The organism is Streptomyces sp. NPDC003635, assembly GCF_053587635.1.
In genome coordinates this window covers 1-12099 of sequence record NZ_JBSFOK010000003.1, presented here as the reverse complement: position 1 = coordinate 12099, position 12099 = coordinate 1, and the positions used below count along the sequence as shown (strand labels likewise).

The 12099-nt window shown below is 71.2% G+C and carries 12 protein-coding genes; 6 read left to right on the top strand and 6 right to left on the bottom strand.

What is annotated here, in order from left to right; all coding sequences use genetic code 11:
• Positions 1 to 21: 21 nt before the first annotated feature.
• Positions 22 to 462, bottom strand: coding sequence for a MarR family winged helix-turn-helix transcriptional regulator (locus tag ACWDRW_RS03775; RefSeq protein WP_451719613.1), 441 nt, complete (start codon positions 460 to 462; stop codon positions 22 to 24).
• A 103-nt stretch (positions 463 to 565) separates the two neighbouring features.
• Here ACWDRW_RS03775 and ACWDRW_RS03770 point away from each other — a divergent pair, with 103 nt between their 5' ends.
• A complete protein-coding gene (locus tag ACWDRW_RS03770; protein ID WP_451719610.1) occupies positions 566 to 1153 on the top strand; it encodes a maleylpyruvate isomerase family mycothiol-dependent enzyme in 588 nt (195 codons plus the stop codon).
• 120 nt (positions 1154 to 1273) lie between these two features.
• Positions 1274 to 1915 (top strand): TetR/AcrR family transcriptional regulator, encoded by a 642-nt coding sequence (locus ACWDRW_RS03765; RefSeq protein ID WP_451719608.1) that lies wholly within the window; start codon positions 1274 to 1276, stop codon positions 1913 to 1915.
• Between the two features lie 52 nt (positions 1916 to 1967).
• Here the strand turns inward: ACWDRW_RS03765 and ACWDRW_RS03760 are convergent, their stop codons facing one another.
• Positions 1968 to 2864 carry an aldo/keto reductase gene (locus ACWDRW_RS03760; RefSeq protein ID WP_451719605.1) on the bottom strand — a complete coding sequence of 299 codons (897 nt, stop codon included), beginning with the start codon at positions 2862 to 2864 and terminating at the stop codon, positions 1968 to 1970.
• Position 2865: 1 nt separating this feature from the next.
• The gene (locus ACWDRW_RS03755; RefSeq protein ID WP_451719602.1) at positions 2866 to 3777 is read right to left on the bottom strand and encodes an NAD-dependent epimerase/dehydratase family protein; all 912 of its coding nucleotides are present in this window, start codon (positions 3775 to 3777) and stop codon (positions 2866 to 2868) included.
• Positions 3778 to 3888: 111 nt separating this feature from the next.
• Here ACWDRW_RS03755 and ACWDRW_RS03750 point away from each other — a divergent pair, with 111 nt between their 5' ends.
• The 4 genes from ACWDRW_RS03750 (at position 3889) to ACWDRW_RS03735 (ending at position 7456) form a co-directional block, all read left to right on the top strand.
• Positions 3889 to 4332, top strand: a complete 444-nt coding sequence (locus ACWDRW_RS03750) for an Lrp/AsnC family transcriptional regulator (RefSeq protein WP_451719599.1) — start codon at positions 3889 to 3891, stop codon at positions 4330 to 4332.
• A gap of 29 nt (positions 4333 to 4361) precedes the next feature.
• Entirely contained in the window at positions 4362 to 4751 is a 390-nt protein-coding gene (locus tag ACWDRW_RS03745; protein ID WP_451719596.1) for a MerR family transcriptional regulator, read from the top strand.
• A 14-nt stretch (positions 4752 to 4765) separates the two neighbouring features.
• A complete protein-coding gene (locus ACWDRW_RS03740) occupies positions 4766 to 5080 on the top strand; it encodes a thioredoxin family protein (RefSeq protein WP_451720344.1) in 315 nt (104 codons plus the stop codon).
• Between the two features lie 165 nt (positions 5081 to 5245).
• Positions 5246 to 7456, top strand: a complete 2211-nt coding sequence (locus tag ACWDRW_RS03735) for a HelD family protein (protein WP_451719593.1) — start codon at positions 5246 to 5248, stop codon at positions 7454 to 7456.
• On the opposite strand, the gene glgB is transcribed toward ACWDRW_RS03735, so the two are convergent.
• The 3 genes from glgB to ACWDRW_RS03720 form a co-directional block, all read right to left on the bottom strand.
• Positions 7453 to 10083: a 1,4-alpha-glucan branching enzyme gene (glgB, locus tag ACWDRW_RS03730; RefSeq protein WP_451719591.1), complete on the bottom strand. Its 2631-nt coding sequence runs from the start codon at positions 10081 to 10083 to the stop codon at positions 7453 to 7455. The two genes, ACWDRW_RS03735 and glgB, sit on opposite strands and share 4 nt — an antisense overlap.
• Positions 10080 to 11498, bottom strand: a complete 1419-nt coding sequence (locus ACWDRW_RS03725; protein ID WP_451719589.1) for a maltokinase N-terminal cap-like domain-containing protein — start codon at positions 11496 to 11498, stop codon at positions 10080 to 10082. The genes glgB and ACWDRW_RS03725 overlap by 4 nt, the downstream gene beginning before the upstream one ends.
• Before the next feature lie 85 nt (positions 11499 to 11583).
• The coding region (locus ACWDRW_RS03720; RefSeq protein ID WP_451719586.1) for an alpha-glucosidase C-terminal domain-containing protein at positions 11584 to 12099 on the bottom strand (516 nt) is incomplete at its 5' end.

Sequence of the window (12099 nt, the reverse complement as noted above, 5' to 3'; positions counted from 1 at the left end):
GCACAGGATCGCGGTCGCGTTTCACGCCCACGGATCGGTGATCTCCCGGAGCAGTGCCAGCGCCTCGCGCATCTGCTGCATACGGCGCTTGCCGAGGTGCTCCTCCCACTCCCGTTCCACCTCGGCGACCACGGCGTCGGCCACCGCCTTGGCGGCCCAGGCCTTCTCCGCGCCGCACACCAGCCGGGCCCGCTTGTCGGTCGGGTCCGGGATCCGCCGTACGTAACCCGCCTTCTCCAACTGGTCGACCAGGAAGCCGGCCGTCTGCTTGGTGATCTGGGCCTGCTCGGCCAGTTCGGTGAGCCGGGTGCCGTCGGGGCCGATGCGCTGCATGACCCGGGCCTGGGCGGGGGTGAAGTCGTCGAAACCGGCCTCGGCGAGGGCGGCGAAGACGCGGTTCTCCAAGGCGCGGTAGGGGAGGAAGAGCAGCACGCCGGTGTTGAGCTCGCTCTCGACGGCCACCGGCGGTCCCTCCTCACTTGTTCGATTGACAGTGGTCAGAGTCTCTGACTAATTTGGTCAGAGAAGCTTACCACTTGAGTGGGCGGTGATTCCCGTGGGTGTGGTGCTGGGGACGGATGAGCGCTGGCGGATCGTCGACGCGGAACGGGCCGGTCTGGCCGACCTGCTGGAGGGGCTGACCCCGGCGGAGTGGGAGACGCGGACGGCGTGCGGCGACTGGCGGGTCCGGGATGTGGCGGCCCATCTGACGCTGGCGCCGCGCTTCTCGTACGGCGATCTGGTGCGGGACTGGGTGCGGGCGCGGGGGAACATGGACCGGCTGATCCATGACACGGCGGTGCGCGAGGCGGATCGGCCGGTCGCGGAGATCGTGTCCAACCTCCGCGGCGTCGTCGGCTCCCGCCGGCTGGCTCCCACGACGACTCCCCGGGAGCCGCTGCTGGACATCCTGGTCCACGGTCAGGACATCGCGCTGGCGCTGGGCCGTACCCGCGCGATGCCTCCGCCGGCGGCCCGGGACGCGGCGGACCGGGTCTGGACGATGCGCTTCCCGCTCCGCCCCTGGCCCCTGCCGAAGGCCCGCCTGGTGGCGACCGACATCGAGTGGACCCGAGGTGAGGGAGAGGAGCTCCGGGCCCCGATCGCCGTACTGCTGATGCGGCTCACGGGCCGCGGGACCCCGGCCGAGTAGCAGCCGCGGAAGTTCCGCGCCCTTGCTCCCCTTCCCTGCGGGCGCAGTCCGCCGTCTACCTGTTGGTGATAGCCTCTAGCTAAACCTTGATGCTATATCCCGACCGGTCAGGAGGCGCTCGTGCCCGATTCCGATCCCAAGACTCCTCGCGAGCGCTACCGCGCCCAGGTGCGGGACGAGATCAAGAGCCGGGCCTGGGAGCAGATCGCCGGGGCCGGGGCCTCCGCGCTCTCGCTGAACGCCATCGCCAAGCAGATGGGCATGAGCGGCCCCGCCCTCTACCGGTACTTCGCCAACCGCGACGAGCTGATCACCGAGCTGATCAAGGACGCCTACCGCAGCCTCGCCGACCACTTCCAGGCCGCCGCCAAGTCCGGCCCGAGCCTCACCGAGCTCGCGGGGACCATGCGTCGCTGGGCCCTGGACGACCCGCACCGGTACTTCCTCCTCTACGGCACCCCCGTCCCGGGCTATCAGGCGCCCCCCGACACCACCCTGATCGCCTCCGAGATCATGGCCGTGATCCTCGATGCCAGCGCGGCCGAGGAGATTACAGAGGACGCCCTGCACGCGCACCTCGCCGAGCACCGCTCCTGGGCCGGTGACCATCCCGCCCCGGCCCCCGCCCTCCACCGCGCCCTCACCTTCTGGACCCGCATTCACGGCGTGCTCTCCCTCGAACTCGCCGGACACTTCCACGGCATGGGCTTCGACCCCGCCGAGCTCTACGCCGCCGAGACCCGATCCCTCACCGGCTCCTGACGGCGTCGTCCAGCCGCCCTCACCGGCTCCTGACGCCGTCGTCCAGCCGCCCTCACCGGCTCCTGACGGCGTCGTCCAGCCGCCCCCGCTCCTCGGCGCTCAAGTCCAGGTCCGCCGCCCCCGCCGAGTCCCGGATCGTCTCCGGACGGCTCGCCCCGGGGATCGGGACCACCGTCGGCGACAGTCCCAGCAGCCAGGCGAGGCAGACCTGTTGAGGGCTCACCCCCCGCTCCCGCGCCACCGCGTGGAACGCGCTCAGGGGGCCGTCGTCGGCCTCGGTCCGCGACGGCCCGTCCAGCGAGCTGCGCGAGACACCGCCCAGCGGGCTCCACGGCAGGAAGCCCAGACCCAGTTCCGCGCACAGCCTCAGCTCCGCCTCGCTGTCCCGCACCGCGGGCGAGTACCGGTTCTGCACCGAGACCAGCCGGTCGCCGAGGATCTCGCGGGCCACCCCGATCCGGCCGGCGTCCGTGTTGGAGATTCCGGCCAGCCGGATCTTCCCCTCGTCGAGCAGCTCGCTCAGCGCGCCCACCGACTCCTCGAAGGGGACCGCCGGATCGGGCTTGTGGAGCTGGTAGAGGCCGATCGCCTCCACCCCCAGCCGCTTCAGGGACGCCTCCGCGGCCGACTTCAGCCACCCGGGGTCGCCGTTCACCGTCCAGCCGCCGTCGGCCGAGCGGCCTCTGCCGCCCTTGGTGGCCACCAGCACCTCGCCCGTGTCGCCGCCGTAGGCGGCGAGCGCGCGGGCGACCAGCAGTTCGTTGTGGCCCAAGGCCTCGCCCGGGCGGTGGTAGGAGTCCGCAGTGTCCAGCAGGGTCACTCCCGCGTCGAGCGCCGCGTGCACGGTGGCCATGGCCCGTGCCTCGTCGGGCCGGCCCTCGATGGACAGCGGCATCGCGCCGAGCCCGATCGCGCTCACACGCAGGCCGCCAAGGGTGCGGTACCGCATGTCAGTCGCCCTTTCCGAGGGTCTCGGCGACCGCCTTCGGCAGCCACTGCCGTACGTCGCCGAAGGTGAAACCGAGCCCGGTGGCACGGGAGTTGTCCATGCCGTAGGAGCGGGCGAACGACAGGGGCGAGACCTCGCCGACCTCCACGCCCCGCAGCACCACCCGGCCCCCGGTCAGGTGCGCGGCCACCGCCTCGCACAGTTCCTCCGTGCCCACCAGGCCGTGGGAGGCCGCGTTGACCGGTCCGGTGAACTCCTCGCCCGCCGCCCAGAAGAGGAAGTCGGCGATCTCCTCGACGTGGATGTAGGTGGCGGGCCGGTTCACCACCGGCACGGCGATCGGGGTGCCGGAGCGGATCCGGTCGGCGTAGTGGACGAGCCGTCCGGTGAAGTCGTCGTCCCCGCCCAGCACATGGGCGACCCGTACGGCCACGAAAGGGAAGTCGGGGTCGGCGGCCAGGACCGCCTCCGCCTGGCGCTTGCCCTCGCCGTAGTGACGCTCCAGGAACTCCGTCTCGTCCCAGGGGAGTTCGTGGTCGACGGCGACCGAGTGCGGGTCGACGGCCGACTCCACGACGGGGGCGGGGGAGTCCTGGTACTCGTACACCTCCACCGTCGACGTCATCACATAGCGCCTGGCGCGGCCGGCGAACACCCGCCGTGCGAGGGCCGCTTGGCGCGGGGTGTAGCAGACCTGGTCGACGACGACGTCGAAGGTGCGGGAACCGAGCGCCTCGCGCAGGGACTCCTCGTCGTCGCGGTCGGCGATCAGATGAACAGCGTCGGTGGGTGGTGGTGCGGAACCGCGATTGAGGACCGTGACGTGGTCACCGGCCGCCAGCAGCCGCCGGATCAGCCGCTTGCCGAAATAGCGGTTGCCGCCGATGACCAGTACCTCTCGTGCCTTTTCCATGACCATAATTCTCTTCGCGTGCTACCAGGTACTGAAGGGGGAACCATGGGAGTTCAGGCGGTCCCGGCAAAAGAACCACGGCGCCCACGCGCCATCGCCGAGGAAACCTCAGTGGCCTTCGACGCGCTCGACCGGCAGATCCTCGGTCTCCTCCAGACGGACGGCCGGATCAAGCTCAGTGAGCTGGGCCGCCGGGTGCGGCTGAGCCCGGCGGCGGTCACCGAGCGGGTGCGCCGACTGGAGTCGGCGGGGGTGATCGGCGGATACGGCGCCAGGGTCGTCCCCGCCCGGCTCGGCTACGGCATCCAGGCCTTCATCCGGGTCAATCCGCACGGCGGCTACAACCTGAAGCACCCGAGGACCCTGGAGCTCGTCGAGCGCCCCGAGATCACCGAGGTGCACCACGTGGTCGGCGAGGACTGCTGGATCCTCAAGGTCGCCGTGCGGGACACCGTCCATCTGGAGGAGGTCCTCGAAGAGGTCTCCGCGCTCGGCCGGACGACGACGTCGATCGTGCTCACCTCGCCCGTGGCCCACAAACCGCTGTTGCCTTGACGTCGGGGTGAAGGCTTACGTTCGTACGCATGCGAATCGGCGAGCTGGCCGAGCGCGCCGGGACGACGACCCGGGCGCTTCGGTACTACGAGTCCCGGGGCCTGTTGCCCGCACGGCGCACCGGCAACGGCTACCGGACCTACGACGAGAGCGATCTGAAGCTGCTTCGGCAGATCAGGACGCTCCAGGACTTCGGGTTCGACCTGGAGGAGACCAGGCCGTTCGTGGAGTGTCTGCGGGCCGGTCATCCCGAGGGCGACGAGTGCCCGGCCTCGCTCGCGGTCTACCGGCGCAAGCTGGACGAGCTCGACGCGCTGATCGGCGAGCTGCAGGCCGTACGGGCGCGGATCGGGGTGCGGCTCGCCGCGCTGGACGAGACGGACGAGCCGTTGTGCGAGATGGGAGGGGTCGGCCAATGATCAGGGCAGCGGGTGTGGCCGAGGTGACGGACGCGGACTTCGCGGCGGAGGTGATCGACGCGGAACTGCCGGTGCTGGTGGAGTTCACCGCCGACTGGTGTCCGCCGTGCCGGCAGATGGGGCCGGTGCTGAGCGCGCTGGCGGCGGAGGAGGGGGAGCGGCTGAAGGTGGTCCAGCTGGATGTGGACACCAACCCCGAGACGACGAACGCCTACAAGGTGCTGTCGATGCCGACCTTCATGGTCTTCCGCGCGGGAGAACCGGTGAAGGCGATGGTCGGGGCCCGGCCCAAGCGGCGGCTGCTGGAGGAGCTCGCGGAGGTGCTCTGAGCGCCGGCAGCAAAGAAATCCCCCGAGCAATTGCGCTCGGGGGATTTCTCTGCGTATATTCAATGATTCGCGACTTCAAGAGAATTGCATCGCGAAGAAGCTGAGTAAGCGCAGTATATCCGGGCGGGAGTGGAATTGTCAAACAGCGAATTTCCGGACGATGAAATGCGCCGCGAGCAGAAATTCATCGACGGCCTGTACGCGCGCGTCGACGTGCTGCGCGGTGACACCGAGACCTCCGTCGCGGACGCGCTCGCCCAGGGCAACACGCCCATGCAGGCCCGCCTGGAGCGGGACATCCTCGTCGCCGAGCGCTCGGGCCTGCTCGCCGCTCTGAACGCGGTGGACGGCTCGCTCTGCTTCGGCCGGATCGACCTCGCCTCCGGCGTCGTCCACCACATCGGCCGGATCGGACTGCGCACCGAGGACGCCGCGCGCACCCCGATCCTCATCGACTGGCGCGCCGATGTCGCCCGCCCCTTCTACCTGGCCACCGGGCACACCCCGATGGGTCTGCGCCGGCGTCGGCACATCAGCACCAGCGGCCGTACCGTGACGGCGCTGCACGACGAGATCCTCGACCTCGGGGACCGGGAACGCACCGGCCACGAGGATCCGAGCGGCGACGCCGTGCTGCTCGCGGCGCTCAACTCCGCCCGCACCGGCCGGATGGGCGACATCGTGCGGACCATCCAGGCCGAACAGGACGAGATCATCCGCGCCCCGCACCGCGGAGTCCTGGTCGTCGAGGGCGGCCCCGGCACCGGCAAGACCGCGGTGGCCCTGCACCGGGCCGCCTACCTCCTCTACGAGCACCGGGAACTCCTCGCCCGGCGGGCCGTCCTGATCGTCGGCCCCAACCCCGCCTTCCTGGGCTACATCGGCGAGGTGCTGCCCTCGCTCGGCGAGACGGGCGTGCTGCTGGCGACCGTCGGCGAGCTGTTCCCGGGCGTTCGGGCGACGGCGACGGACACCCCGGAGGCGGCCGCCGTGAAGGGCCGCGCGGACATGGCGGAGGTGCTCGCCGCCGTCGTGCGCGACCGGCAGGCGCTGCCCGATCCGGTGATCGCGATCGAGCACGACCGGGAGATCCTGATGCTCGACGACGGTCTGGTGAGCGTCGCCCGCGAGCGCACCCGGGCGGCCGAGCTTCCGCACAACTCGGCCCGCGAGCACTTCGAGGGCCACATCCTCAACACCCTCACCGACATGGTCGCCGAGCGCATCGGCACCGACCCCTACGACGGTTCCAACCTGCTCGACCCGAGCGACATCACCCAGATCCGCGACGAACTGGCCGAGAACCCCGAGGTCTGGTCCGCGATCGACCAGTTGTGGCCGCTGCTCACCCCGCAGCGCGTGGTCGCCGACTTCCTCGCCGAGCCGGAGGGGTACCTCGACGACGCCGACGCGGCGGCCGTTCGCCGGCCGGTGACCCGGTCCTGGACGGTGGCGGACGTACCGCTGCTCGACGAGGCGGCCGAACTCCTCGGCGACGACGACCGGGTGGCGCGGCGGCGGGCCGAGCGCGAGCGGGAGACGCAGGTCGCGTACGCGCAGGGCGTGCTGGACGTGTCGTACGCCTCGCGGACGTACGAGTTCGACGACAAGGAGGACGAGGACAGCGAGATCCTGTCCGCGCACGACATCATCGACGCCGAGCGGTTCGCCGAGCGGCAGGAGGAGGACGACCACCGCAGCGCCGCCGAGCGCGCGGCGGCCGATCGCACCTGGGCGTTCGGGCACATCATCGTCGACGAGGCGCAGGAGCTGTCGCCGATGGCCTGGCGCCTGCTCATGCGACGCAGCCCGACCCGTTCGATGACCCTGGTCGGCGACCCGGCCCAGACCGCCGAGGCGGCGGGCGTCGGCTCCTGGGCCGACATCCTCGAGCCGTACGTGGAGGACCGCTGGGAGCACACGCGCCTCGGCGTCAACTACCGCACCCCGGCGGAGATCATGGAGCTGGCGGCGGCGGTCGTCCGCGCCGAGCAGCCGGACTTCGAACCGCCGAGCTCGGTGCGTTCGACAGGCGTACGGCCGTGGATCCGCGCGACCGACGACCTGCCCGGCGCGGTGGCCGGGGCGGTCGGCGAACTCACCCCGACGGAGGGGCGGCTGGCGGTCATCGCCCCCCGCGACCTGCACCGGCGCATCGCCGCCCGGCTGGACGGCGTGACGGCGGGCGCGGAACCGGACCTCACCCGGGCGGTCGTCCTGCTGGACCCCCGCCAGGCGAAGGGCCTGGAGTTCGACTCGGTCCTGGTCGTGGAGCCGGGCCGCTACGGCACCAGCGACCTCTACGTCGCCCTGACCCGGGCGACGCAGAGGCTGGGCGTACTGCACACGGGCCCGCTGCCCTCAGGCCTCGGCTAGGCGGGGCGCAGCCACACGGTCGCCAGGGGCGGCAGGGTCAGGCGGATGCTGGTCGCCCGGCCGTGCCGGCCCTGGGGCTCCGGCTTGATCGGGTCGGGGTTGGTGACGTCGCTGCCGCCGTACCGCGCCCCGTCCGTGTTGAGGGTCTCGTGCCAGGCCGGTACGTCCTCGGGCACGCCCAGGCGGTAGTCCTGCCGTACCACCGGCGCGAAGTTGGACACCGACAGCAGCGGGACGCCCTCCGTGTCGTACCGCAGGAACGCGAGGACGTTGTCGTCTGCCGCGTCCCCCACGACCCACCGGAAGCCGTCCGGGTCGGTGTCCCGCTGCCACAGCGCGGGGGTGTCCCGGTAGACGACGTTCAGGTCCCGCACCAGATCGCGCACCCCCCGGTGGTCCGGCTCGGCGCCGTACGCCGGGTCCAGCAGCCACCAGTCCGGACCGTGCGCCTCCGACCACTCCGCGCCCTGCGCGAACTCCTGGCCCATGAAGAGGAGCTGCTTGCCGGGGTGCGCCCACATGTAGCCCAGGTACGCCCGGTGGTTGGCGCGCTGCTGCCACCAGTCGCCCGGCATCTTCGACACCAGTGACCGTTTGCCGTGCACGACCTCGTCGTGGGAGATCGGCAGCACGTAGTTCTCGCTGTAGGCGTACACCATCGAGAACGTCATCTCGTGGTGGTGGTGCTTGCGGTGGATCGGCTCGTGGGACATGTAGCCCAGCGAGTCGTGCATCCAGCCCATGTTCCACTTCAGGCCGAAGCCGAGACCGCCGAATCCGCCCGGGCCGGCGTGGTGGGTGGCGCGGGTGACGCCATCCCAGGCCGTGGACTCCTCGGCGATCGTCACCACACCGGGCACCCGCCGGTACACGGTGGCGTTCATCTCCTGGAGGAACGCCACCGCGTCCAGGTTCTCCCTGCCGCCGTGCTCATTGGGGACCCACTGCCCCGGCTCGCGCGAGTAGTCGAGGTACAGCATCGAGGCGACCGCGTCCACGCGCAGTCCGTCGATGTGGAACTCCTCGCACCAGTAAATGGCGTTCGCGACCAGGAAGTTGCGCACCTCCCGGCGCCCGAAGTCGAACTCCAGCGTCCCCCAGTCGGGATGAGCCGAGCGCAGCGGGTCCTCGTGCTCGTACAGCGGGCGCCCGTCGAACTCGGCCAGCGCCCAGTCGTCGCGTGGGAAATGGGCCGGCACCCAGTCCATGATCACGCCGATCCCCGCCTGGTGCAGGGCGTCCACCAGGTACTTGAAGTCGTCCGGCGTGCCGAGCCGGGCCGTGGGCGCGTAGAAGCCGGTGACCTGGTAGCCCCAGGAGCCGCCGAAGGGGTGCTCGGCGACCGGCATCAGCTCCACATGTGTGAAGCCCAGGTCCTTGACGTAGGCGGGGAGTTGTTCCGCCAGCTGGCGGTACGTCAGTCCAGGTCGCCAGGAGGCCAGATGGACCTCGTAGACGGAGAAGGGTCCCTCGTGGGCCGGTACCCGGCCGCGCCGCTCCAGCCACTCCTCGTCCTGCCACACGTGGTGCGAGGCGTGCACGACCGACGAGGTGTTCGGCGGCGCCTCGGTACGGCGGGCCAACGGGTCGGCGCGCAGGGTGTGCGAGCCGTCCGGCCGGGTGATCTCGAACTTGTACAGCTCGCCCTCTCCTATGGCCGGGACGAACAGCTCCCACACCCCGGTTCCGCCCAGCGACCGCATCGGGTACCCGGTGCCGTCCCAGTAGTTGAAGGTGCCGGCGAGCCGCACCCCGCGCGCGTTCGGCGCCCACACGGTGAACCGGGTGCCGGGGACGCCCTGGTGGGTCATCGGCTCGGCCCCGAGCGCCGTCCACAGCTGCTCGTGCCGGCCCTCGCCGATCAGATGCAGGTCCAGGTCGCCCAGCGCGGGCAGGAAGCGGTACGGGTCCTCGGTGTGCAGCTCGGAACCGTCGTAGGCGACGAGGATCCGGTACTCCGGCACGGACTTGAGCGCCGTGAGCCCCGAGAAGAAGCCGTCGCCGTCGTCGTGCAGCTCGGCCCGCAGGTCCCCGGCGAGGACGGTCACGGAACGGGCGTACGGCCGGAAGACCCGGAAGGCGACTCCGCCGGGCACGGGGTGCGCGCCGAGCACGGAGTGCGGGTCGTGATGGGTGCCGGCGAGCAGGCGGGCACGGTCGTCGGCGGCCACGGCGGGGGAGACGGCGGGCGGCGCGGGCTCGGCCACGACCGGCCGCACGGCCTTCTGCGCGGCCGTCTTCCTCGTGGCTGTCTTTTTGGCGGGGGCTTTCTCGGCGGTCTTCTGCGCGGCGATCGTCTTCTTGGCGGGAGTCTTCTTCGCGGTGGCCTTCTTCACGGCGGTCGTCTTGCCGGCCGTCGCCTTGGTGGCGGCCTTCTTGGCCACCGCCTTCTTCGCGGTCTTCTTCGCTGCGGCCTTCTTCTCCACCGCCTCCTTGGCCACCGCCTTCTTGGCCACCGCCTTCTTCGTTATCGCCTGCTGAGGCACGGCGTTCTTCGCCGCCGCCTTCTTCGCTGCCTTCTGGGTGGGGGCCTTCTTGGCCGCCTTCTTCGCGACGCTCTTCTCCTCGGCCGTCTGCTCGGCCGACTGTTGCGGATCCGGACCGGGGGACGGGGGGCGGGGAGTCACGGGTGGAGCCTCCTGGACGAGGGTGAGGTAAGAGTGGAGGGAGCGGGGGTGCCGTCGTCGGTGGCGAGACGGCGCACGGCGGAGAGCGGGACCGGGAGCCAGTCCGGGCGGTGCCGGGCCTCGTACACGACCTCGTATATCGCCTTGTCCGTCTCGCACGCCCGCAGCAGCACCGGGTCGGTCCGCGGGTCGACGCCGGAGACCTCGGCGTACCCGGAGCAGTAGGCGGCCCGGCAGGTCTCGGCCCACCCGGGTATCGGCGGGTCGACCGAGTGGGCCGCGTAGTCGAAGGAGCGCAGCATCCCCGCGATGTCCCGCAGCGGGGGCTGCGGCATCCGCCGTTCGGCGAGCGGTTTGGCCGGTTCGCCCTCGAAGTCGATCAGCCGCCACTGGCCCGCGGGCGAGCGCAGACACTGGCCGAGATGCAGATCGCCGTGCACCCGCTGGGCGGTCCAGGTGTGGCCCTCGGCCGCGAGGGCGCCCAGCGCCTCGAAGGCGGACCGCAGCCCGGGCGCGTACGGACGCAGCGCCGGCACCGCCTGCTCGGCGCTGTCGAGGCGCTCCAGCATGCCGTCGACCATCAGCTCCAGCTGGGTGTGGCCGAGGGTGACCGTGGGCAGCGCGCGGGCCAGGGCGGTGTGCACCTCCGCGGTGGCCCGCCCGAGCGCCCGCGCCTCCATGGCGAAGTCCTCGCCCTTGGCCAGCTCGAGCAGCGCCAGCTCCCAGCCGTCCGACGCGCCCTGCACGAACGGCTGGAGCACACCGAGGACCCAGCTCTCCCCGGCCTGCTCGGCGCGGATCCACGCCGTCGGCGCCGGTACCCGTGGGCAGCCCTCCCGGGCCAGCGCCAACGGCAGCTCCAGGTCCGGGTTGACGCCCGGCACGACCCGGCGCAACAGCTTCAGGATGAACGTATCGCCGTAGACGATCGAGGAGTTGGACTGCTCGGCGGTCATCACCCGCGGCACCAGGCCCGGGCGGATCTCCTGGTCCGGTTCCCGTTCGAAGCGCAGCCCGCCGATGCGGGCCTGGGTGCGCAACGCCTCCAGGAGCACCTCGGCGGGCCGGGGGTCGTACAGGGCCTCGTACACCGTGCGTCCGGCGAGCGGGCCCCGGTCCACGTGTCCGATCAGCGCGGGCGCCAGCCGGGGCGGCAGCGCCTCGCGCACGCCTATGAGGAGCTGGTAGCAGTCGCCGGGCAGGGGGGACTGATGGGCTTGGACCAGCAGGTGGTAGAGGCCCAGCTTGCTCTCCGCCGGCAGCAGCTCGGTGGCGGCGACCAGGGAGAACCCGGTGACCGGACGCCCCTTCCCGGCGAACCACCGCTGCCGTGGCAGCCACTCCCGCAACAGGGGATCCAGGGACGCCAGGAAACCCGGAGAGGAAGTGAGGGTACGGGTGACGGCTTCCGACATGACGTCGCGTCCTTTCCCCGGGGGGGATCGGGGTGTGAGTGATGCGTGCCCCGGGCGGGGCGGAGGAAACCGCCCCGCCGGGCTTCTAGACGTTCTCCTTACGGAGCCGGAACCAGTAGAAGCCGTGTCCCGCCATGGTCAGCAAGTACGGCAGTTCGCCGATGGCCGGGAACCGCACCCCGCCGAACAGCTCCACCGGATGCCGCCCGTTGAACCTCCGCAGATCCAGCTCGGTGGGCTGCGCGAACCGCGAGAAGTTGTGCACGCACAGGACGAGGTCGTCCTCGTACTCCCGCAGGAACGCGATCACCGCCGGGTTGGACGACTGGAGTTCGGTGTACGAGCCCAGTCCGAACGCCGGGTTCTGCTTGCGGATCTCGATCATCCGCCGGGTCCAGTGCAGCAGGGACGACGGGGAGGACATCGAGGCCTCGACGTTCGTCACCTGGTAGCCGTAGACCGGGTCCATGATCGTGGGCAGATAGAGGCGGCCCGGGTCGCACGAGGAGAAGCCCGCGTTGCGGTCCGGTGTCCACTGCATCGGGGTGCGGACCGCGTCCCGGTCGCCGAGCCAGATGTTGTCGCCCATGCCGATCTCGTC